General features: G+C 36.9%; 20 protein-coding genes. 5 read left to right on the top strand and 15 right to left on the bottom strand.

Translation table 11 applies throughout. The annotated features are described in order from the left end of the window. Positions 1-105: 105 nt before the first annotated feature. On the bottom strand, positions 106-648 hold the full coding sequence (gene lepB / locus ACYSNQ_RS10070) for a signal peptidase I (RefSeq protein WP_426083020.1): 543 nt from the start codon (positions 646-648) through the stop codon (positions 106-108). Positions 649-1,050: 402 nt separating this feature from the next. On the opposite strand from lepB, the gene ACYSNQ_RS10065 reads away from it, so the two are divergent. Further along, entirely contained in the window at positions 1,051-1,641 is a 591-nt protein-coding gene (locus tag ACYSNQ_RS10065) for a hypothetical protein (protein WP_426082980.1), read from the top strand. A gap of 163 nt (positions 1,642-1,804) precedes the next feature. Next, positions 1,805-2,404, top strand: a complete 600-nt coding sequence (locus ACYSNQ_RS10060; RefSeq protein ID WP_426082978.1) for a hypothetical protein — start codon at positions 1,805-1,807, stop codon at positions 2,402-2,404. Positions 2,405-2,606: 202 nt separating this feature from the next. On the opposite strand, the gene ACYSNQ_RS10055 is transcribed toward ACYSNQ_RS10060, so the two are convergent. After that, positions 2,607-3,374, bottom strand: coding sequence for a MurR/RpiR family transcriptional regulator (locus ACYSNQ_RS10055; RefSeq protein WP_426082977.1), 768 nt, complete (start codon positions 3,372-3,374; stop codon positions 2,607-2,609). Positions 3,375-3,541: 167 nt separating this feature from the next. Between ACYSNQ_RS10055 and ACYSNQ_RS10050 the strand changes: the two genes are divergently transcribed. The 3 genes from ACYSNQ_RS10050 to ACYSNQ_RS10040 are packed head-to-tail and all read left to right on the top strand — an operon-like array spanning position 3,542 to position 6,519. Then, a complete protein-coding gene (locus ACYSNQ_RS10050) occupies positions 3,542-4,924 on the top strand; it encodes a glycoside hydrolase family 1 protein (protein WP_426082975.1) in 1,383 nt (460 codons plus the stop codon). A gap of 17 nt (positions 4,925-4,941) precedes the next feature. Then, positions 4,942-6,258 carry a PTS sugar transporter subunit IIC gene (locus ACYSNQ_RS10045; RefSeq protein ID WP_426082973.1) on the top strand — a complete coding sequence of 439 codons (1,317 nt, stop codon included), beginning with the start codon at positions 4,942-4,944 and terminating at the stop codon, positions 6,256-6,258. Positions 6,259-6,282: 24 nt separating this feature from the next. After that, a complete protein-coding gene (locus tag ACYSNQ_RS10040; protein ID WP_426082971.1) occupies positions 6,283-6,519 on the top strand; it encodes a hypothetical protein in 237 nt (78 codons plus the stop codon). A 182-nt stretch (positions 6,520-6,701) separates the two neighbouring features. On the opposite strand, the gene ACYSNQ_RS10035 is transcribed toward ACYSNQ_RS10040, so the two are convergent. The 13 genes from ACYSNQ_RS10035 to ACYSNQ_RS09975 form a co-directional block, all read right to left on the bottom strand. Then, complete coding sequence (locus ACYSNQ_RS10035) at positions 6,702-6,842, bottom strand: hypothetical protein (protein ID WP_426082969.1); 141 nt, start codon at positions 6,840-6,842, stop codon at positions 6,702-6,704. A gap of 86 nt (positions 6,843-6,928) precedes the next feature. After that, complete coding sequence (locus ACYSNQ_RS10030; RefSeq protein ID WP_426082967.1) at positions 6,929-7,336, bottom strand: YbaN family protein; 408 nt, start codon at positions 7,334-7,336, stop codon at positions 6,929-6,931. 201 nt (positions 7,337-7,537) lie between these two features. Next, complete coding sequence (locus tag ACYSNQ_RS10025; RefSeq protein ID WP_426083019.1) at positions 7,538-8,545, bottom strand: glycosyltransferase family 4 protein; 1,008 nt, start codon at positions 8,543-8,545, stop codon at positions 7,538-7,540. Positions 8,546-8,564: 19 nt separating this feature from the next. Then, positions 8,565-8,852 (bottom strand): hypothetical protein, encoded by a 288-nt coding sequence (locus ACYSNQ_RS10020; protein ID WP_426082966.1) that lies wholly within the window; start codon positions 8,850-8,852, stop codon positions 8,565-8,567. 487 nt (positions 8,853-9,339) lie between these two features. Continuing rightward, positions 9,340-10,215, bottom strand: coding sequence for a hypothetical protein (locus ACYSNQ_RS10015; RefSeq protein WP_426082964.1), 876 nt, complete (start codon positions 10,213-10,215; stop codon positions 9,340-9,342). A 198-nt stretch (positions 10,216-10,413) separates the two neighbouring features. Then, complete coding sequence (locus ACYSNQ_RS10010) at positions 10,414-12,981, bottom strand: hypothetical protein (RefSeq protein ID WP_426082962.1); 2,568 nt, start codon at positions 12,979-12,981, stop codon at positions 10,414-10,416. 262 nt (positions 12,982-13,243) lie between these two features. After that, a complete protein-coding gene (locus ACYSNQ_RS10005; RefSeq protein WP_426082961.1) occupies positions 13,244-15,085 on the bottom strand; it encodes an ABC transporter ATP-binding protein in 1,842 nt (613 codons plus the stop codon). 15 nt (positions 15,086-15,100) lie between these two features. Beyond that, complete coding sequence (locus ACYSNQ_RS10000) at positions 15,101-17,482, bottom strand: ABC transporter ATP-binding protein (protein ID WP_426082960.1); 2,382 nt, start codon at positions 17,480-17,482, stop codon at positions 15,101-15,103. Next, positions 17,482-17,928: a MarR family winged helix-turn-helix transcriptional regulator gene (locus ACYSNQ_RS09995; RefSeq protein ID WP_426082958.1), complete on the bottom strand. Its 447-nt coding sequence runs from the start codon at positions 17,926-17,928 to the stop codon at positions 17,482-17,484. Before ACYSNQ_RS09995 ends, ACYSNQ_RS10000 begins: the two co-directional genes overlap by 1 nt. A gap of 476 nt (positions 17,929-18,404) precedes the next feature. Continuing rightward, entirely contained in the window at positions 18,405-19,694 is a 1,290-nt protein-coding gene (locus ACYSNQ_RS09990) for a S8 family serine peptidase (RefSeq protein WP_426082956.1), read from the bottom strand. Positions 19,695-20,182: 488 nt separating this feature from the next. Beyond that, positions 20,183-20,671 (bottom strand): arginine repressor, encoded by a 489-nt coding sequence (locus ACYSNQ_RS09985; protein ID WP_426082954.1) that lies wholly within the window; start codon positions 20,669-20,671, stop codon positions 20,183-20,185. A 48-nt stretch (positions 20,672-20,719) separates the two neighbouring features. Further along, entirely contained in the window at positions 20,720-22,168 is a 1,449-nt protein-coding gene (locus ACYSNQ_RS09980; RefSeq protein ID WP_426082953.1) for a YfcC family protein, read from the bottom strand. A 105-nt stretch (positions 22,169-22,273) separates the two neighbouring features. Continuing rightward, positions 22,274-22,969 carry a Crp/Fnr family transcriptional regulator gene (locus ACYSNQ_RS09975; protein WP_426082951.1) on the bottom strand — a complete coding sequence of 232 codons (696 nt, stop codon included), beginning with the start codon at positions 22,967-22,969 and terminating at the stop codon, positions 22,274-22,276. Between the last annotated feature and the right edge of the window lie 13 nt (positions 22,970-22,982).

Genomic DNA, 22,982 nt, shown 5'->3' with positions numbered 1-22,982 from the left:
ACCTTAACCTGCCCCAGCCAAAAAAACTTATTTATTCATGATAAGCAGAATTATTCTCCAAACTATCAATCACTTCTCATTTCAAAGTATTTGCTGTCTGTCTACTTAAATAGTTCCGAAGCGGTCAAACGGCCAAAGGACAAATTTTACATTGCCAAGTATATCTTTTTTATTTACGAAGCCAATCATTCGTCCATCCTTAGAGTTTCTTCGATTGTCTCCCATAACAAAATATTCCCCTTCCGGTACCTTTTCAGCATCGATTTGTTCAAGAGAAAAATCGTACGTCAGCGGTCCGCCGTCAGTCAGTTCTGATTTAAACTTATCCAAATAAGGTTCCTTTACTTCTTCACCATTTACATACAACGTATCGTTTTTATACTCAATCGTTTCTCCTGGCAAACCGATAACTCGTTTTATATAAATCTTATTTGAGCTGTCAGGTGCCGGAAACGTCACAATATCAAAACGATCGATTCCTGTATTTTTCAAGGCGATGACCCGTTCACCATCAGCCAGTGTTGGATCCATTGAATGTCCTTTTACGACAACAGGGGTAAATACAAATTGCCTAAGCAGAAATAAAACTGCTGCAAGGCCTACAAAAAACGCAATGGTTTTTAACATCTCTTTTGATTTCAACATGATTCCTCCAAAAAACTTACTTTCTATAGTTTACCATATTCACTCTTTACTCACCAAACATATTATCTGTATTTATAAATAATTAAAGCTTCTTGTAAATTCTACACCATACGAACATAAAGTCAACTTATCAAATCCAATAGCTTGTTATATTTTATTATTTTTATCTATGAGAAAATAATAAAACAACTGTTTATTTAAGAAAGAAGCATGTTATAATAATATGAAGTTGAACACTGGCAGATACAACTCCTGTCATTCATACAACTGATTTCTAATCATTATTCTAGAAATAAAACTGTTGTTTATTCCACAGTGTTACTTAGTAATTAGAAGTGATTGGATTGACTACACATTTCTGTAGTCAGCTTCAAAACGATTATTTTATAGAAATGAGGAGTTCAAATGAAAAAGGGTATAATTTTAAGTTTTGCAGCATTATGTGGGGTAATGCTTACTGGGTGCAGCCGGACGGATGATGCAAAAATAAATGCACTGGAAGAGCGGATTGAAAAGCTTGAGCAGAAAAGCAGCCGTTGGGATGATAATCTTCTTGTAGATGAGAGTGACGAAAGCAGCTCTGAAAGTGAGCCAGAAGAAAGCAGTACAGATGAAAGCAGTTCAAAGAGTTCTTCAAAAGAGTCTAGTTCAAGTACAGAATCATCGACTAAGGAAAGCTCCAACACAGCCTCCAAGAAATCTGCTGACGATGTTATTGTTTTAGACGTTGGTGAAACTGGCCAATTTTCTGGTGAAATTATTATCGGAGAAGATTTAGATGCAGGAGCTTATGACATTATTCCAGTCAGCAGCAGCAGCGATTCCTTTAAGCTTTATAAGGATGAAGCGGCTCGTGAAGAAGGGGATTACAAATTTGAATGGCTCTTCCCTGCTGACGAAGACGATCCAGAAGGCGACAGCTTGAAAAATTATGTTTTAAGAGAAGGCAATATTTTAGAAATTGATACGACGATGGAATTTACTAGAGTTCGTTAAGCATGATAGAACAGGCAGCAAATCAATCCGGACCTTCCTATTGATTTGCTGCTTTGTTTTTTACATAAATGATTAAGACTTTGAAAATTTCATTGTAAAAAGAGTGACGTAAAAAGAAACATTTGGTACACTAGAAGAAAATTCAACGACTGGAGAGGTCATCATGTTTATTTCATTTGGCCAGTATATCGGATTAATTATTTTAACCATTCTGATGATTGTCTTAATTATTTATCTGACGCTTACTGGAGGAAGAAAAGAAAAACAGGCGAAGCTGAGAGCAAAAATTGCCAATCGATTTGGTGAAACTTCAGCAGCTCCTTCTACCGAACAAAATTATGGCTACCCCTATAATGAACCAGCTGACTATGAATCAGTTCAGACACCTGAGTATACTAATCAGGATGCTTATTATACAAATTATCCAGAAGACAGCTATCAGGATTATCCAGAGAAGCAAAACTATTATGAACCGAATCAGACAACTGAAAATGACTATCAAAACAGCTACTACAGCGATGATTACGGTCAGGAGGATAATTACACTGATTCTTCCTATGAAAATCAAAATCAGCCAGCTGATTATACTGAAGAAAATAGTCATAGTAGTGAGCACTATGACTCGTTTGCCAATTCCGAACAGTATCCGGATCACTCCTCTGATTACTATTCTCATCCTGAGAATCCTTCTGATAACTTGTACAACCAGCAAACACAATACTATGATTATAATGATGAAACAGAAGAAAGAGATGACCGGTAAATCGGTCATCTCTTTCTTTATTAGACTAGGGTAAAACAAGCTAAAATCCTGATAAAAAAGATTTTATTTCAAATTTTGTTGGTAAGACAAACAAACTGAATAAAATCGCAAAGCTTGAAACAAGTGCAGGAATTCCATGATGCTATTTCAAGTTCTTTTAGTTAAAGAATAATCTGGGGAGATAGTCACCTGTTCTTTCTTTTTAAATATTTTTCTTCAAGCGCAGACGTTTGGCAATTTTTTCTATCAAAAATAAGGCTGGCAGCTGGGACGTCAACTCAATTGTTTTGTCATGATTATCACTTGTTTTATAGATAGTTTCCCGATTGATCCCATAAGGAATATTTAAATCCGACAGCCTGCCAATCGTTGAGCTATCACTATTGGTAATGGAGATAATCGGACATTTTTTTGTATTCAGCCGCTTAATATAGTGAATGATTTCCTTTGTTTCTCCAGTGACAGATAAAGCAATCACACAAGTATTCTGCAAAATATCATCAGGAAACCACTCAATGGGATAATTTGACGGGTCTTCAATCCGCAGGGCAGTCTGAGACAAATTAGTAAAATATAACGAACCGTACCCTGCAATCATTTCAGAAGAACCTGAACCTAAAAACAAAACTAATCCCTTATCAGACAACAACTCCACTGCCCGCTCAATCTTTCCCTGCAAAAAAGGTTCATTGACCCGTTCCAAAAAATGAATATACTGCCGTTCATCTACGTCAGCTACCTTTGCCTTATGAAGAGATTCTGTATAAAGCTGCAGTTTTACTTTAAACTCAGAAAAACCATTGCATTCAAATTTGTGACAAAAACGCTGGATACTGGCAGTGCTTGTATGGGTTTCTTCAGCTAAATCTCTAATCCGCATATAGGAAACTGTTTTCAAATTATTAGCAACGTAGTGATAAATTTCATATTCTAAAGGATTTAACTCCGGAATATAATCTAAAAATAACATCCCTCTATCTCCGTCCTTTCGGTCACAGGCTGTGACAGATTTGTCAAATATATCAAGAAAACGATAGATGTGACAACCCTATGAAAGCGTATAACATTGTGATTTTATGGTGGTATACTCCATTATAGATGGCGCGCATCAAATCTGCAATATACAGGAGGAACTATATGAATATAGAATTTCCCCCCACTTTTTTCTGGGGAGCAGCCAGTAGTGCCACACAGGCTGAAGGACGAGAAGCAAACGACGGTAAGGGCGAAAACATTTGGGACTACGCCTCAAAGGAATTCAACTTCCGTTTCTATGACGGCGTTACTACCGAGCATACCTCTTATTTTTACAGAGATTATCAGAAAGATATCCAAAAAATGAAAGACATTGGCTTTAACTCATTTAGAACCTCTATCTCATGGTCCAGACTTTTTCCTGAAGGTACAGGAGAAGTCAATCCAAAGGCTGTTGCCTTTTACAATCACATGATTGATGAAATGCTGTCGCAGGGAATTGAACCATTTATCAATCTCTATCATTTCGATATGCCTATGAAGCTTCAGGAAATCGGCGGTTTTGAAAACCGGCTGGTAATTGAAGCCTACAAAGCTTACGCTGAAACCTGTTTCCAGCTGTTTGGCGACCGTGTGAAGTACTGGTTTACCTTTAACGAGCCAATGATTCCGGCTGAAGCTGGTTATCTCCATGATCGGCATTATCCCTATATTGTTGACTTTAAGCGAGCAGCTACAGTTCTTCATCATATTGTTCTTGCTCATTGCGAAGCAGTCAATGTGTATCGAAAAATGGATTTGACAGGAAAGATTGGTATTATTATGGATGTGATTCCTGTTTACCCACGCAGTCAGAATCCTGCTGATTTACTGGCAGCGGAAATGGCAGACCTTTTTTATACCAAGAGTATTAATGATGCTATTTTAAAAGGGAAGTATCCGGAAAAGCTAAAAGAAGTATTAACCGCTTATGATCAGCTGCCGAATGTTACCAAGGAAGATCTTTCACTGATTGCAGCAACAACTATTGACTTGCTGGGAATTAATTATTATCGGCCGAGAAGAGTCAAAGCCAGAGAAAGTCTACCGAATCCCGATGGTGTTTTTTCTCCTGAGTGGTTTTTTGATAACTATGAAATGCCGGGACGCCGTATGAATACCTCCCGCGGGATTGAGATTTATCCAAAGGGAATCTATGATATTGCAAAAAAAATTCAAAATGAATACGGGAATATCGACTGGTTTGTTTCAGAAAATGGTATTGGCATTCAGGATGAAGAAGCTTTTATTGAGGATGGTGTTGTTCAGGATGATTACCGGATCAATTTTTTAAAGGAACACCTGACCTACCTCCATCAGGCAATGGCAGAAGGTGCCAACTGTTTAGGCTATCATATGTGGACCTTTGCTGACTGCTGGTCTTGGGGAAATGCTTATAAAAACCGCTATGGATTTTACCGTTTGGATTTAGAAACCGGAGAGAAAAACTGTAAAAAATCCGGCTATTGGTTTAAACAAGTGACTGAACAACATGGGTTTGATTAGAAAAGGAGTGATTTCTAATGATGAAAATGTTTGATAATCTTGCAACAAGGCTGCTGCCAATTGCGAACGCGATTGGCAATCAGCGTCATCTGCAGGCGATTCGAAATGGACTGATTTCAATTCTTCCATTAACAATCGTCGGCTCATTCTTTACAATATTACTGAATCTGCCAATTGAAGGCTACTCGGACATGGTTGCTCCGTATCTGCAGGCTCTGGACGTTCCTTTCCGCTTTACCGTGGGGCTGATGTCTCTATATGCCTCGTTTACAATCGGTGCATTTCTAGGCAGCACTTACAAGCTGGATAAAATCACCAGCGGCTTTCTATCGATGTTGGCAACTTTACTGATGGTTGTCCCGATAAATCTTCAAGAAGGGGTCGATACAGTTGGAAATGCTGTAACCGCCGGCAGGTATATCCCTATCACGCCTTTGGGCTCTCAAGGACTCTTTGGTGCAATTGTAGCAGCACTTATTTCAGTAGAAATCTACCGGTTTACAAAAGAAAAAAATCTGGAAATCAAAATGCCGGCAGGCGTACCGCCAGTTGTTGGAGAATCCTTTGCGGCACTTTTACCAACCCTAGTAGTTATTTTATTATTTTGGATTCCAAGACACTTCTTTAATTTCAATTTAAATGAGCTGCTAAGCTTAGCCATTTCACCGCTGAAAGGCTTTTTAACAGGAAACAATTTATTCGGCGGAATTATTACTCAATTTATGATTTGTCTTTTCTGGGCATTGGGAATTCACGGTCACGCAGTTTTAGGTCCAGTCATTCGCCCATTCTGGGATCAAGCAATCATTGAAAATGCCGAGCTATTTCAAAATGGTACTGATGCTTTCCATTTGCCAAACATTTTTACCGAGCAGTTTTATCAGTGGTATGCACAAATGGGTGGTACCGGCGCTACGCTAGCCTTGGTTGTTTTATTCCTCTTCTCACGCTCTAAATATTTAAAACAGCTGGGAAGACTGTCTATCCTGCCGGGAATATTTAATATCAATGAGCCTGTGATTTTCGGTGCGCCAATTGTAATGAATCCACTGCTTGCAATTCCTTTTATCTTAGTGCCGATTGCAAATACGATTCTTGTTTATATCGTTACCGTTTTAGGCTGGATGCCAAAAATGATGGTCAAGCCGCCTTTCTCAATCCCAGCCCCTCTCGGAGCATTAATCACCTCCAACTGGAACTGGGTCGCCTGTGTCATGGTGTTTGTCTGCTTCATCGTCTCCCTTTTAATTTACTATCCGTTTTTCAAAGCGTTTGAAAAAATGCAGGTGGAACAGGAAACGGCTGCTGAAGAGCGCGCTGTTGAAGAGCAATAGCCTACTGTGTAAGGAGTAAAAGCTATGAATTATTTTCTATATATGCTAGTCATTTTAGTAACACATTACATTGCTGAAAACTATCTAAAGAAAATGACAGTTTCTTTTATGAAGCTTTTAGGGCTTATTTTCTTTATCCTATTAGCTTTGGCCATAATCAGTACAGTTATTCATAGCATTGTGCCGATTATTTTAGGAACGTTAATCAGTGCTGTATTACTACAAACGGTTTACTTGAAACGAACAGTACTAAAAAAATAAAGAAGTGTGCGCCTGTCGAATGGACAAGCGCACACTTTTATTACTGAATAAGTAATAACTAAGAATAGTTTATTTCAGCTTTCATTCGTTTAGACATTATTTCCACCTACTATTACCTGCTTCTTTTGTTCTATACATCGGCACCATAACATCATTACGAAGCAATTTCCATAAGTTTGGTTTTATTGCTTGAAGCTGACACCTTCTGCTCCAAGCTCTTCCTCAATCAGATTCAACCGGCCCTGCTTCAGCTCATATTGTTGGTTGGCAATGGCCAAGGTTGTTGCACGATGTAAAACCAGCAACACGGTTTTATTCTTCATTCCAGCCTGCAGTGTTCTCAAAATTGCCTGTTTGTTCACGTAATCCAAATTACTGATTGGCTCATCCTGTATAACAAAACAGACGTTTATCGATCATTAATATCACCAATCTCAATAGAACTATTCAGCCGCTGTTTCTTTCCCTTTAGATACCAGCTCAATCCAATCACATGGATAACATAAATTGCTGCCATTGTCATTCGCATGATTAGATTATCAACTAAAAGACAAGGAATTAAAAAGACAATAAAAATAACTAAAAACATTTTTATCATATTTGGTGTAGAGATATTCTTATCAAGAATCGGGTCTTTCACATATCTCCGGTATTTCTCTGACTGAATAAATTTGCTGTAAAGCTTTTCCGAGCTCCTCAGCCATAAAAAACCTGTCAAAAGATAAAAAACAGTTGTTGGTAAAAAAGGTAGAAAAATCCCCAGTGTTCCTAAGGCGAAAGAAATAGCTCCCAGCCCAATAAATAGATATTTTTTCATTTTATTTCTTCGTATCCTCTCTGCTTATCGCAACTGTTGAGACTCTGACTGTTTTCTACAGAAAGCTTCGTATGCGAAACATTGCTGTTCAGCTAACAAACAGCAACTAAGAAATAATGCATTTCTAACAGTCCTTTTGCTAAGTATAGCACAAAAAGATCGCAGTAAGAATGATTATCATTATTTAAAAATAGAGTTATTTTAACGAACCAGATACTTGTAAAATTCCATCCATTCTTTGACGATATTTACTTCTGAATATTTTTTTGAAGCCTCTATTGATTTCTCCTGATAAATCTGAATTTTTTCGGCTAAGCCTACTCGATCCTTTAATTGCCGATTCATATCATCAAAATCTGCAGCCTTCATGTAGAAGCCCTCGAGAATCCCTGCATACAGCTCCAAATCTCTTAACATCACAGGAACCCCACAGTTGAAGGCTTCTAAAATACTCATTGGAAATAATTCTGCATAAGACGGCAGTAAAAAAAGATCTGCGCTATTATAATAACTGTTCATTTCAGTACGAGGAACAATGCCTGGGAAGTATAAATTAGCAGGTGGTTTTTCTACAATTTGTTTGTAGACACCATATCCATCCGTCATTCTTCCAAAAGAAAAGCCGCCGGTCCAAACAAATTGAAGGGTCGGATTTTCCTCAGCAAGCTTTATAAAGTCAGCGATTCCTTTTCTGGATTGAATTTGTCCCACACCAAGTATGATGAAATCCTTTGCGGTAAAGCCTAGCTCTGCTTTTATTTTTGTACGTTCTTCTATGTCTACTATTTTGTAAAACTCTTTTGAATTAACAAAATTAGGGATGTATTTAATTGAATCCCCGTTAAATCCCAGTACCTCCAGCTTTTGAATAAACTCAGGATTGACTACGACTAAAATATCCATTCTGCGATAGAACCACAGAAGGTAGCGTACAAACAATACTTTTAGCGGCCAAACCAATTTTAAGCTCCCCTCCAGGGTTTCAGGAATAAAATGAACATGCCCAACCTGAACACCTCGTTTCTTTTTTTGAAAGGTCGCCAGAAAAAACAGCGGATTAATTGTATGATAATGAGAGATATCTGATTTGGAATATTTATTAATATGTATATCAAAGTCATCGGAAAATAGCTTTTTCCACATTTGAATTAAATCTTCATAGGCACTTCCGACTCCTTGCCCCTGCACAGTGTCCGCTTTTGAAAACATCGCAATTTTAATTGTCACCTCAAATATCCTCCCTTAATAAATAAATCAAATCTAATTTGGATAAAATTAAGAAGATGCGAGTCATGATTTTATCCCTTGAAGCAGAACCAATTTGCATAGTTATATTTTCAATTGGATAGCCAGCTGTCTTAAGGAAATCAAGCTTTTCCTGATCTGTTTCCATGATTTCATTTTCTTCAAAAAGATCTGAATATTTACCTTGATTCTCACTTGTTTTCGGGTACTGCCGCTGAAAATAAGTATTTAATTCCGTTGTTGAAATTTTTACATGATCTACATTAAACATTCTCTAACCGCTCCTGTTCCCATACTCACCTCTTTTACTAGTAAAAACAAAGCAAGCTGAAAAGAAGTGAAAAAATGATTTTTTCTAAAGCCTCAACCACCGCTGATACTATTTGCAGATTATATCAGCTTTTAGGCTAATTAAAGCTTATCAATTAATTCTTACCAAACTCTTGCAGAAATCTTGCCTGTTCCTGACAAAATGGTCATCAAATACTGGTTTTCTTTTTTAGAGAAAATAGCAGCAGGGATTTTGATTAAGCACAATCAAAATCCCTGCTGCTATTTAAAATAATCTTATTTTATACAAATAAAGCTTAACTGCCTTTGATAAAGATCCTAGTTTTCTCATAAGCCAGTTGCGTCAAGACTTTACCGCTGTGTTCCTTTTACTTGGAGGTCCCAGAGCACTTATTGAACACAAAGCATTAAACCTAGATTAACTAACTTGTATCTTTAAGCTTGACACTTTTCTCACGACTTCAGCTTTACTCCCAAATAATTGGAATTCTTAAATCGGCAATATAATAGTGTCCACGAGGCTGAATTTGAATCCAAATATCCAAATATTCTGTGCCTGGCTCAATATTCTCCCATTTCATCCGATCTGATTTCTTCGTCATTTCAGAATTTTGGTCAAAAGATGGGTTATTTGAATATCCGCTCCATTCTTCTCCATCAAAGTGATGGGAAAGTATAATAGGCAGTGTGGTTTCATAGTCATTATTCTCTTCACTTAGATAGATGGTTGGCAAGCTTCCAGCAGTTTCAATGCAGATAGATTCCAATGAAGCAATTTCATCTAATGCTGATATATCAAGCAATGGAAGCTTCTCTTTCACATCCTCTATGCCATTCATATTTCCGCTGACGTAATATAAGTCTTTCAATTCTGTCCAACCCTTTAATACATTCAAGTCTTTAATCCCATGAGTATAGCCTAAATCAGCAAATTGATCCTCTAAAGATAAAGACTTCACGCCTTGCATTTCTTTTAAGGGAGTTACATCAATTAGAGGAGCATTAATTTGAAGACTTTCAGCTGAAATATACTCAATTCCTTCTAAGCTTGAGCTTTTTGGTTTGACTTCATTGACATCAATGCTAAAAGAATCAAAAACATCCGACGTTTCTAGTAGTCGTTTAGGTAAATAGTGATAATTAGAAAAATTGTACACCTCTTCTTGAGTAATTATTTCATTGCCTTCGGGATCTCCTGCTTCTAAAACAGACAATACACTGTTCTTTACATCCTCATTTGGAATAGAAACATACGTCTCATTTGCTGTACCAGCTACTCCAAGCCCAACCGTAAATAATGCAACTGCTGCCGCACTACTGAAAAACACTTTTTTCATATTCATTTTATCAATCCTTTCTTTTATCTAAGATAAGCGTACCACACTTATTACATGAAATAAATTCCAAAAATTGTAATTTTATGATATTTTTTTGAAAAAATAATCATTATCATTTTAATTAATAAATAATGTATATAAAAAAAGATAGGGCATACCGCCCTATCCTCAAACATGAAATATTGTTCATACCACTATTTCTATTTATTTTTTTCCCTTTTTCATCAGAACAATTTTATCCACATTTAACGATTTGTTTACTGGTATCAATTTAGAAACTAAATCATCAAATATCTCATCAATCGTTTCTATATTTAATATGTCTGAATTAAATATCCCTAATAAGCAACTATAGAAGAGCTCTTGTTCTTTTACAATTTCTTCATAATTACTCCTGTATATATCAAATATGTGGATTAGACACTCTACTGTTAAGAAAGTAACTCTTGTAGGAATTTTATCTTCTAAGTTATCTTTAAAGTATTCATTTAGAGTCACCTTTTGACCTTCTTTAAAATTATTTGAAATAAAAATATGTTTACTTAAATACCTAGAATCGCAAAATGAATGGATATATTTATTCTTATTAATTTTTTCAACATAATCTTTAGCTTTTCGTTTTTCATTGCTATTCAAATTATATCCATCATCTTTTTTGTTAAATTTGCAATCAAAAGAAAATGCTTCACTTGCATTTATTCCTTCGGTATCACGTGCTGAAATTGCAAAAATACCTTCTGGGTATGCTTTACCTTTTTTTTCTTTCCCCCACTTCAAGCTATTTGGCATCATATCCTTTAGTATAGCGAATACATCATCTTCAAAGTCGTCTTCTGTATACCCCTCTCTCTGATCATTAATAAATACCTTCTTCAAAGATTTGATTGCATAGTCTGCAGCTATCGTAGATCTCTTTTTCTGTTGTAAAAAGAAATCATTTAGTAACTCTTTTATCTCTACAGAAGCTTCAGCCTCCTGTTTCATAGTTAACAGTTCTCCAAAACTAAGTGCAAACAATCCTTTCTCTTTTAAATTATCTACTTCACGACGCTGAACTCCCACAGTTACTATTATTATTGGAGTTAATGATTTCACTAAATATTCAGTTTCTTTACGAGATAAACTTGAATATACTATTAATAATTGGATTAATTCATTAGAATCAACCCGTCTTAATAATTTAAAGTTGAAGAGCCGTTCTCCTACTTTTATATTACTCTCAGTTTTTTCATCATGAAACTTAAGTGCACTACATAATTGCGTAATGGCAGATTTAGTAACATTTTTTTTATCTATTTCGATTTCATTAGTTTCTTTAGTAATATAATCACTGGAACCACAGAAACATTCTTTTGAAGGATTAAGTTCAGAAAAGTCTTCCTTACAAGTATTACAGAAATATTCAGTCTTAAAAACCGAAAATAAAAATTTTAAAGCTTTTAGTTCTTCCAACATTAGTTTATCAGCTTTATCTATATCTTCTTCTCTTGAAATCCCCATTAAATAATCAATTTTTTCAGCTTTACCAGTTTCAAAAACTGTGTTTGATATTCTTCTTAACAAAGGAATTCCAAAATAACTTTGAAAGACATTTTCAAATTTCTCTTTGATTCTTCTATCAAATTTCCCATCATTATATAAAAAAATAACATCACCATCATTAGTACTCGTTGGACGAATAATCCTTTTATGTCCATTTATATTGACTGAAAGAGATTTTATATTTTTAAGACTTTTAAAAGAAATAATTCCTTTATCATCTAATTCCTTTGTAGCCTCTATAATGCTTCTTGAATCATTTTTAAGACTAATTTCTGGCATATTTACTAAACTGGAATTATGAAATGTAATTTCATTAACATAAAATTCTTCACAAGCTTGTTCAAAATTTTTATTTACAGGTTTACCTTGTAAAAAAGCTTCTCGTACTTTATGCTCGCAATAATTATTGAAGACCTCTTCTTCTATATTGGATATCTTTGCATCAAACTCGTTTTCAAAGTACTCTATTAACCTTTCCTTATCAGTAAGCGTTGCTTTTTTTATTTCTAACAATTTCTTTTTCATATCCAGCGACAACAGCAAGGATTCTACTTCTTTATTTCTAACTGCTTCATCAAAATCAGGAATTGTTAAGTCTCCTTTTTGTCTATAAATATGCAAAATAATAATCTTGTTTACTATAGATATAGAATGTACTTTATAAAATAGGTTCCTATTTTTATTGCTAATTTTTTCTGTAAATTTTTCAAGCCCTTTGATTTCATTAAATGTCTGAAATATTTTTTCTAGAATTTTTTTGTCTCCGTTTATCTGATAGAAATCTCCAGAACCTTTTTGAGTCCATAAATAATCTATGAAAATGTTTACAATTTTTTTCTCACTTTTTTCAAATATTTCTAATAGTTGAGTAATAGCAGCAATGTAATCTCCTTGAATCTCAGCCTTATAAACTCGTGCTATCGACTTTTGCTTTCTTGCATAGAAATTAATTAATAATAACCAATAATTAATTTCCTTTTCGGTTAAACTTTCAACAATAATATTCAATTTTTTTTCTTTGGTATCCTCTTCTTTTGCTGCTTCTATTTTTTTCAATTGTAGTATTTCATCAATTGCAGATAAACTACATATTACTAACAAACTATTTTTTAGTTTTTCTTTCTTATCACTTTCAGAAATAATCTGCTCGTAATTCACGTTCAATTCTGTCCAAAAATTTTTTTCAATCTCTACGTCATTAAATTGATAATTCACTAAAGCGCTTGTCACTTAGCTCATCCTTCCTTATTTTTCAAATATATTAATCAATATCTAAAATTTATTATAACATATGAATATTTATTACATACAAAAAACATTAAAAAAACGTATACTTTGCGCATTTATTATAATCATTAAGTATAATAAAAATATTATGCTAGAATTTCCCTTCTGTATGTCATGTTTATTTGCTTATTCTCAAAAGGAACTTGAGCATATATAAAAAAAGATAGGGCATACGCCCTATCTTCAAATAATGAACCCATTATATTTATTCAGCTAATTCTTCAAACTGTGAGTTATAAAGTGATGCGTAGTAGCCGCCTTCGGCTAATAGCTCATCATGTGTTCCTTGTTCTTTAATATCCCCATCCTGCATGTAAAGAATTTTATCAGCATCTTTAATTGTTGAGAGACGATGGGCAATAACAAAGGAGGTCCGACCAGCCATCAAGTTATTCATCGCTTCTTGAATCAGCCCTTCTGTCCGAGTATCAACAGAGGAGGTCGCTTCATCAAGAATCAGAATCGGCTTATCAGCTAAAATTGCCCGGGCAATCGTCAGCAGCTGCTTTTGCCCTTGAGAAATATTGGAAGATTCTTCATTCAATTCCATATTATAACCGCCAGGCAATGTTTGAATAAAGTGATGAACATGGGCAGCTCTTGCTGCAGCATACACTTCTTCATCCGTTGCGTCTAAGCGACCATAGCGAAGATTTTCCATAATGGTTCCTTTAAATAACCAAGTATCCTGCAACACCATCCCGATATTTTTCCGTAAGTCAGCCCGATTGAAGTCCTTAATATTGTAACCATCAATCTTAATCGCTCCGGAGTTTACATCGTAAAAGCGCATCAGCAGCTTAACCATAGTTGTCTTACCTGCTCCTGTTGGCCCCACAATCGCAACAGTTTGTCCCGGTTCCACATGAGAAGTAAAATCATGAATGATGATTTTATCATCAGTATAACCAAAATGAACATGTTCAAAGTCAACCATACCCTTGGCTTTCTCAAGCTTAACAGGGTTTTCAGCAAACTGCGCTTCTTCATCCTCACCAAGGAATTCGAAAACACGCTCTGCCGCTGCTGCCATTGACTGCAGCATATTAGAGACCTGTGCCAGCTGAGCAATTGGCTGTGTCAGGTTACGTACGTATTGGATAAAGGCCTGAATGTCCCCTACTGTAATCGAGCCGTTATAAGCCATAATTCCGCCAAAAATAGCAACTGCTACATAACCCAAGTTACCGACGAAGTTCATAATCGGCTGCATTAACCCAGAAAGAAACTGAGATTTCCACGCTGATTTAAACAGTACATCGTTTTGTTCCTTGAACTCATTCAAAGAATTTTCTTCATCGTTAAACAAACGTACAATGTTGTAGCCGCCGATTGTTTCTTCTACTTTCCCGTTGATAACACCAAGATATTCCTGTTGTGTCTTAAAGTATTTTTGAGAATTTTTCACAACAATCATAATCAGGATAAATGAGATAGGTACAATCAGAATAGAAATTCCTGTCATCTGCACAGAAATCGACAGCATCATTACGATAACCCCGATAATAGTAAAGGTTGAGGTAATCAACTGCGTGATTGACTGGTTCAGTGACTGACCAAGTGTATCTACGTCATTCGTAATCCGCGACAATACTTCACCGGTAGTCCGGCTTTCAAAGTAGTTCATTGGCATACGATCGATTTTTTCAGAAATTTCTTTACGCATGCGGTACGTAATTTTTTGCGAAATCGTTGACATGATCCATCCTTGAATAATTCCAAAAAGGGCTGCAACGAGGTAAAGACCTAACATAAAGAGCAGGATACCGCCGATTTTTTCAAAGTCAATACCGCCAGTACCTTGATATTTCTTAATGAGACCATTGAACAGCTCAGTGATGGCCTTTGATAAAATTTTTGGACCCCAGATATTAAAAACAGTTGAGGCGATTGCAAAAATGATTACAAAGAATACAGGAATTTTATAGGCGCCAATATAGGAAACCAGTTTCTTTATTGTTCCTTTGAAATCCTTTGCTTTTTCTACTGGAGCAATCTGTCCAGGACCGCCGCCGCGACGAGGGCGGTTTTGTTTTTCTTCTGCCATTATTCTTGCTCCTCCTTACTCAGCTTCTTCGATGCCTAATTCAGCATTGCTTAATTGTGACTGGGCAATTTCCTGATAGACTTTCGATTTCTTCATTAATTCATCATGCGTTCCCTGATCCATAACCCGTCCTTCATCAAGCACAATAATATTATCTGCATGAAGAATAGTAGAAATCTTTTGGGCAACAATGATTTGTGTCGCATCTTTAATGTTTTCAGACAAGGCCTTACGCAATGCCACATCTGTTTTATTATCAAGTGCAGAGAATGAATCATCAAAAATCAGGATCTTAGGATTTTTGGCTAAAGCACGAGCAATTGAAAGACGTTGCTTTTGTCCTCCGGAAACATTCGTTCCACCCTGAGAAATTTCCCGCGTGTAGCCTTTTTCATTAGAGTCAATAAACTCTTCTGCCTGTGCAATTTTAGCAGCTTTTCTCATCTGATCATCTGAAATGTCAGCATCACCGAATTTAATATTGGAGGCGATATCTCCTGAGAACAGAATGCCTTTTTGGGGAACAAAGCCCATAATTTCATGCAGCTTATGCAGGCTCAGCTCACGAATATCAATACCATCAATGGTAATTCGTCCGCCTGTCACATCAAAAAGACGTGGAATCAGATTAACAATTGTCGATTTACCGGAACCAGTTGAGCCAATTAAGGCCGTTGTCTGACCAGGCTTAGCCGTAAAGTTAATATGGTGAAGAACGTCTTCATCAGCGTCGCCGTAACGGAACTGAACGCCTTCAAATTTCACTTCTCCTTTAAAGTCATGATCATCTTTTGGTTTTTCCGGATCTTTAATGGTTGGAACTGTTTCAAGCACTTCTTCCACACGGCCAGCGGCAACATTGGCACGAGGTAGAATAATGGAAACCATTGACAGCATCATAAACGCCATAACAATCATCATTGTATACGTGATAAAGGCCATCATGTCACCAACCTGAAGCTGCCCATTATCCATATTATGTCCGCCGACCCAAACAATCAGCACGGAGATACCATTCATCATCAGCATCATTACCGGCATCATGATTGACATAGAACGGTTAACAAATAATTGTGTTTTCATCAAATCAGTATTGGCAACATCAAACCGTTTCTCTTCATATTTTTCACGAGAAAAGGCACGAATAACCGGTAGTCCAGTAATAATTTCACGGGAGACCAAGTTGACTCTATCAACTAAATTCTGCAATGCTTTAAACTTAGGCATAGTAAACAGTAATAAAGTCAGCACCAGAACTAAAACAGCCACGACGGCGACGCCGACGATCCAGCCCATACCAGTTCCAGTTTTGTACACTTCATAAATCCCGCCAATCCCTAGAATTGGTGCATACAAGACCATTCTCATAATCATTACAATACCCATCTGCATTTGCTGAATGTCATTGGTATTACGTGTAATTAATGAGGCTGGTGAGAATTTTTCCATTTCAGTATTTGAAAACTGCAGTGTACGTTCATACTGACCGACACGCAAATTTCGACCTACGGAAGCAGCAACTAATGAAGCAATCAGACCAACAATAATCGCAGCAACTGCTGAAATAAGTGTTAAGCCAATCATTTTTGAACCGGTCTTAATCATGTAATCAGTTTGAATCTGTTGTGTGTCCATATCCAAGGCTTTGTATTCAGCTAAGGTTAATTGAATCCCCACTGTTTTCATTGAATCTGCACCTAAGTCACCAAGACTGTCCTTTGTTTCTTGACGAGCTGCTTCAACTTTAGCAGGAATTTCGTCTGTTGCTGTCTTGATTGAATCTGCTAAGCTTTGTGCGTCTGCTCCTTTTGCTTGTGCCTGTTCTGCTAAGCTTTGTGCTTGAGCCGCACTTGCAGCCGCAGTCGCCGGATCTGTTGCAGCCGCAGCTGCTTCTCCTGATGCCTTTGCTTGTTCACCTAAACTAGCTGCCTCTTCACCAAGTGTCTTTGCCTTGGCAGCATCCTCGGAGATTGCGGTGTACGCTTCAATGACTGATTTCGCTCCAGCAGCCTCTGAAGAGTCCTTCGCTTGTGTTGAAGCAAGCATCATCATCGGCAGATTAAAAATATTGCCCAGCTTTTCTTTCGTCATACCATCTTGAAGCTTTAATTTGTAGACTTCAACTTCTTTGCCGTCAATCTTTTGCTTTGTCAGCGTATAGTTGTCTTCAATTGTTTGTTTTTCATCTTCGGTCATGAACATCTCGATTCCCTGAAGCGTTGTTTTTCTAATTTTTTCAGGGGTAGAATATTCAAGCCCTCCTTGCTGAATACCGACATCAACAATTTCTGATGTTAGGTTTGGTAAGCTCAAATCACTATAAGCCTGTACGACTAAAAGCGCAACGACTGCGATGACGGCATACCAGTATTTTGTAAGATGCTTAAAAATCTTCACTATTGGTCACCTTCCTCTTCCAGAGATAATTTTCGGGAGTATTCGACAAATTTTGCAGTCAGCTCAATGAACTTTTTCGTATCTTCTTCTCCCATTTGTAAAAATATTTTAATGATTTTATCGCGCATCTCTTTTTTCTCTGCATGTGCTGCCTTTTTACCACAGTCTGTCAACGTCACATTGATTCGACGGCGGTCTTCTGGATCCATCGTCCGAACAATCAGTTTCTTCTTTTCTAAGCTGCCCAAGACAACTGCAATACGAGCACTAGACAGATTCAGCGATTCAGCAATAAACTTCGGACTGGTTGGCTCGCCAATACGGTCAAGTAATTTGATCACAATGTTTTCACCCTTATTACTCTTTTCTATTTTACTGAATGCACCATCACGATTTTGAAGCATCAAACGAACAAGCTCTTGTTCGGCTTCTTCTGCGAATGTCATAGGTCTCCTCCCTTTCCAAAATAATTACTTCATTTATCAATTGCTAACACTGTTAGTAACTAATGCTGTTTGATATTAACGCAGATAGCAGTCGAAGTCAACACAATTGCTTCAAATTTAAAAATGAATGCGTTTTACTTAAGAAATAATAAAAAAAAGCAGAAACTGCTTGTAATACTTTTTAATTTTAGTTATTTAATCTGCAAAAAATTACTAAGTTAGGCTTAACAACTATACTAAATAATCAAATAAGACGTTATTCTCTTTTTCAAGTACTGTATGCAGAAGCAATAGAGATGAGGCATCAGTTTGCCTCATCCCTTGAAACTCCTATTGCAATGTCCTTACAAGCTTTCATGTATTGAAAAGTACAGGCTGCTATGCGTGGCTATTGATTAATACCTGCTTGATTTTTAGGCTACAGCTTGTGACGCACTATTTATCCTTATCAGCCAGTAAAGCCTCATTGAATTGAGCTATCTGCTGATTGTATCCTGTACTTTCAGCTTTTCAATCAGTTTGGTGGGATTGAGCAGATATTTTATTTGAAAAGATGCTCCATTATTATCAACTATCAGTGAATCAGCGGTTTCTACTGCTGTCTCTAAAAACAATTCCGGCGTTATAGCTGGATTAACCTGACAGGCTAACGCATATACACCAGCTAGATAAGGAATCGTCCAGCTCAAGCCCCCAACAGGATCGTACTGATAGTTAACCGCCCCATTAGTTCCTGCATAAGTTCGTCCATCCATGGGAACAAAGAGATAGTTTTGATAGTCTTCCGCGTCTTCTTTCATCCACGAACCAACAGAGTAGCTAGCAAGCTCATCAGGATCGCCCATTGCTGTTTTTCCTAACCCAGCCAGTCCTACGTCATAATCATTTAGAAGTGTTGCCGTCACTACAAAGATTCCTTTATCCTTGGCTTTCTTTACCGCAGCGTGAAACTCTTTGTACCCATCATCTAGTTTATTAAAACCGCGAGAAATAGAAATTACACGTATTTTTTCTTTCTCAGAAAGAGTTTCATTCAGTTCAAGAAATCGCTGGATAGCTTCAGCGTAATAGCGATAAGTAATTCCTCTAGAGTAATCGATTCCCTTCGAATCTTGCCCCCGCGCCCATAACATAGTTCCAAGATTATCTGATAATGCAGAAGCAATAAAGTACAGGTCTGAACTTGGCGATACTCCTGTCGTTTCTCCCACTGCTAATGAAGCAACTGCAGCGCCATGCATTTCAGGTATTTTTGACAGTGCATGAATTTCTTCATAATGTTTTAACTTGCTTTTATACTCACTATGCTCTGTATACAATGTCTGGTCGATGATTCCTATTGACACACCTGCACCTGTAATTCCTGCTTCATGAAGAGCTCGAATACTCAATCCAGGATTTTTTCCATTTTCAAATACAATATCTGGATTATACTCCTGAGGCAAGACAGTCGGCCAGATAGTTTCATTAGAAAACATCCCATGCTCCAGTTCAAGTAGCTTTCCTTCTAGATTAAGATCTGATAGGTCCTTTGAGCGAAAGTCAAGCTGAACAGGTTCAGCAGCAGTTTCATCGTATCTAGGAAGCTTGGTCAGTTTTTCTACATTCTGCTGATTTGCTTCAACTCTTCTGGCAATATCAATATCTGTGCCTGCAGTTCTTGTAGTTACTGGTTGAATCCAGAATACATAAATTGCCAGTAGTGCTACTGCTGCGGCAATTAAAATTGGGATAGCCAGCAGGATTTTTTTGATTTTCTTAGCCATAATGATTCCTCCTATTTATATAGAAACAATTTTTCAGTTCTTAGCCAGATGCAACATTTTTTTATAATCCCTCTATTATAGTTCTACATAGCTCTGACTTTGACATGGGATTTCTTTCTTATCCTCTACTTAAAGTCTATCAAGCAAACCTTGCTAAACACTTACTGGAGACTTACAGAACTCTGAATATTCTTGCCACTGGCTAGTACCCCTTCAATTTTTATTGAAAAACGACAAATATACACTCCTGACCTGAGTGCTCACAACCATTGCTAGTTAAAAACCTCTGAATCATGTGTATAAACAAAGAAGCGAATTTTAATTGGCTAAGCTCAAAAGTACCCATATTTGCAGCAGTACCTCCCCGCACTTTCTCATAATAAAAAAGAGCCTTGAAACATACTATTCCCCAAAATTAGAAACACATCTAACGTTCGGAAACACTACAAATCAAGCTCTTTTTTATGTTTATACTTATTATTATACTATTACTTATTAAGATACTTATTCAATTTAGAGCAAAAAGTATCAGAATCTTCATCTGAGCGAGTAACGACAATTAGGGTATCGTAGCCCGCAACGGTAGCAACAACCTCTGAAAATTTTATCTCATCCATATAATTGGCAATAATATCAGCGCCATTTGGATACGTGCGAATAATCACAATGAATTTTACTTTTTCAATTGATTTTGTATAATCCTTCATGCTCTTTTTAAGCTTTTGATCCAATTCTGAATCGCCTTTTTCAAAAGCTAAAAGGGTCAACTTCTTCTTTCCATCCTTTGTATAGGATTTTACAATATTCAATTCCTTCATATCTCTTGAAATAGTCGCCTGAGTAAAGGTAAAGCCCTTGCTTTTAAGACAATCCAACAGCTCGTCCTGTGTTTCAATCTCATTTTCAACAATTATTTTTTTAATAATTTTGTGGCGATCAATTTTCCTCATATTAATGTTCACCTGCTTTATCTTCATAATCACTCCGGAAATTAACAATTGGCCAACTCCCGGAGCTTTTCTTATTTACAGAAGCAGCATTGCCGCAATTAAAATCAGTAAGTTGCTGACCCCAATCACAATGAGCGGTTTAAACATAAACTTCGTCCAGGTAGAATAGTTCACCTTGGATATTTCAAGTCCGCCCATTACAACTCCGGAAGTCGGTGTAATTAAGTTAACTAATCCACAGCCGGCTGTAAAGATCATAATCATTACGTTTGGATTCAGCCCAATATTATGAGCTAACGCACCCATTACCGGAATAGATACATATGCCAGTCCTGAAGTAGAAGGAATCAGGAATGACAGGAACAGATACAGAATGTAGGCTCCAATTACAAACAGCACTGGAGACAATCCCTGCAGCAGTCCTGCAGATTTATCCAGAATAAACAGATCCAAATGTGTAACCTGCATCAAAACAGATGCTCCTCTGGCAACGACGATAATCAGAACAACAGATAAAATATCCTTCACGCCATCAATAAAGGTAGCAATAATTTCCCTTTCAGAGAAACGCTGAATCAACGCGACAACCAGACTGATGATGAAGAACCACATAGCTAAATCTCCAAAATACCAGTCACCAAAGTTTTCTCCTGTTAGGAAGGAAGTCCAGCCGTCAAAAATCGTAATGCCGAATGACCCCCATGGAATGAGAGAGATAACCATCACTGCGAATGAAAAAGCGAAAACAGATAGAATGGCTTTATGCTTACCAGTAAACTCCAACTCCTGTGAGCCAGTTTTCGCGAAGGATTCTTCCATATCCTCTTGTTCCTGCAGACTCAGTATAGTGGAGCCCTTATCTGCTTTTACCTTTTTAGCATAGCTCATCACACAATAGATACAGTAAGCCGTCGTTACCAGCCATAAAACAAATCCGATACCTAAGACAATTCCTGTATTTGGTGTAATTCCCACGCTTTTAAGGGCATCCATCGCAACACCTGTGGCAAATGGATTCACTGTGGACCCGATTACCCCTGCGCCAGCTCCCAGCATAACCGTTCCTATTGAAACAATCGTATCAAAGCCCGAGGCGACCATTGTTACTGCGAGAAGCGTATAGAATGGAATCGTTTCTTCCGCCATCCCATAAGTTGAACCGCCGATAGAAAACAGAATCATTAAAATGGGAATCAAGATTAACTCATTGCCCTTTAGCTTACGGACAATATGCTGAATTCCTGCTTCTAAAGCACCTGTTTTGTTAATAATGTTTAGAAATCCGCCTAAGATTAAAATGAAGACACAGATATCAATCGCATCTCTAAATCCGTTAAACGGAGACATCACTAAATCTGAAAGCTTTGCTCCCACAACACTGCTAACCTCTTCCGTCCCTCCTGAGGGGATTGTCGGTGAAAATGACTGTCCGGAAAAAATCCATGAGGCAATGGTTAAAAGAATAAGAATGATGAACAGAATACTAAAGGATGAAATGGATTTTTTTTCTTTCTTCTTTGTCATAGTTCGCTCCTATATAAAAGAGCTCTATAGAAAAACATTCTTTCGAACCTCAAACTTGAATTAGAGCTCTTTTCATACTTTTCCTTTCTATTTGAGTCAGTCAACTCATTTTCCCAATGTAAAATAGTCTTTATCCAGAAAAACAAATTGTTTGTACTCATATGTTATTTTTCTTTTCTTAACTAATTCTCTAATGGTTTGACCAACTGTTTCTCTCGTTGTGCCGCTGTATTTCGAAATATCATTAATCAGGATGGGATAGGGGATGACCAGTTTGTCATCCTCCCATCTCCCCAGATCCTCGACTAAAATAGATAAGGTGTTTTTCACGCGTTGTTTTGCTTTAGAAGTAATACAGTACTGAATTCTTCTTAGCTGTTTTTCAAGGAGGATTGTTAAATCGACAGTGAAAAGCTGCATTTGTCTGATATCCATTTGAAGGACTTTTTCAAAAATACTAGATGGAATGTAGCACACCTCAATATCTGTTGCGGCAACAGCAGAAAAATAGTATTTCTCTGATTCAAACATACCCAGCAATGGAAATAGTTTCTTTTCACTGATAATCTCCAGGAAATTGTATGAAGCACTGTCGTCTAATCGTTCAATCCGAACCAGTCCTTTGTTTAAGAAAAAGATTCTGTCTCGTCTATCACCTGCATCAAAAAGAACCTGACCTTTTTTATACGAGCGGCAATACATATTCTCAACCAGAAGTTCATGATTTTCTTCGTCTAAAGCTGAGAAATAAGGATACTCATTAATTATTAACATCTTAGAAGACCGATCATTTTGTTCCATAAGAATCACTCCA

This window comes from Enterococcus sp. LJL51, assembly GCF_054871795.1.
Note: the sequence above shows the minus strand (reverse complement) of the source record. Positions and strands in the feature narration are given on the sequence as shown.

Coding starts and splice junctions, on each gene's coding strand:
- ACYSNQ_RS10065 (WP_426082980.1), top strand. CDS start 1,051: ATGAAAAAGGGTATAATTTTAAGTTTTGCAGCATTATGTGGGGTAATG.
- ACYSNQ_RS10060 (WP_426082978.1), top strand. CDS start 1,805: ATGTTTATTTCATTTGGCCAGTATATCGGATTAATTATTTTAACCATT.
- ACYSNQ_RS10055 (WP_426082977.1), bottom strand. CDS start 3,374: ATGTTATTTTTAGATTATATTCCGGAGTTAAATCCTTTAGAATATGAA.
- ACYSNQ_RS10050 (WP_426082975.1), top strand. CDS start 3,542: ATGAATATAGAATTTCCCCCCACTTTTTTCTGGGGAGCAGCCAGTAGT.
- ACYSNQ_RS10045 (WP_426082973.1), top strand. CDS start 4,942: ATGATGAAAATGTTTGATAATCTTGCAACAAGGCTGCTGCCAATTGCG.
- ACYSNQ_RS10040 (WP_426082971.1), top strand. CDS start 6,283: ATGAATTATTTTCTATATATGCTAGTCATTTTAGTAACACATTACATT.
- ACYSNQ_RS10035 (WP_426082969.1), bottom strand. CDS start 6,842: ATGAAGAATAAAACCGTGTTGCTGGTTTTACATCGTGCAACAACCTTG.
- ACYSNQ_RS10030 (WP_426082967.1), bottom strand. CDS start 7,336: ATGAAAAAATATCTATTTATTGGGCTGGGAGCTATTTCTTTCGCCTTA.
- ACYSNQ_RS10025 (WP_426083019.1), bottom strand. CDS start 8,545: ATGTTTTCAAAAGCGGACACTGTGCAGGGGCAAGGAGTCGGAAGTGCC.
- ACYSNQ_RS10020 (WP_426082966.1), bottom strand. CDS start 8,852: ATGTTTAATGTAGATCATGTAAAAATTTCAACAACGGAATTAAATACT.
- ACYSNQ_RS10015 (WP_426082964.1), bottom strand. CDS start 10,215: ATGAATATGAAAAAAGTGTTTTTCAGTAGTGCGGCAGCAGTTGCATTA.
- ACYSNQ_RS10005 (WP_426082961.1), bottom strand. CDS start 15,085: ATGGCAGAAGAAAAACAAAACCGCCCTCGTCGCGGCGGCGGTCCTGGA.
- ACYSNQ_RS09995 (WP_426082958.1), bottom strand. CDS start 17,928: ATGACATTCGCAGAAGAAGCCGAACAAGAGCTTGTTCGTTTGATGCTT.
- ACYSNQ_RS09990 (WP_426082956.1), bottom strand. CDS start 19,694: ATGGCTAAGAAAATCAAAAAAATCCTGCTGGCTATCCCAATTTTAATT.
- ACYSNQ_RS09985 (WP_426082954.1), bottom strand. CDS start 20,671: ATGAAGATAAAGCAGGTGAACATTAATATGAGGAAAATTGATCGCCAC.
- ACYSNQ_RS09980 (WP_426082953.1), bottom strand. CDS start 22,168: ATGACAAAGAAGAAAGAAAAAAAATCCATTTCATCCTTTAGTATTCTG.
- ACYSNQ_RS09975 (WP_426082951.1), bottom strand. CDS start 22,969: ATGGAACAAAATGATCGGTCTTCTAAGATGTTAATAATTAATGAGTAT.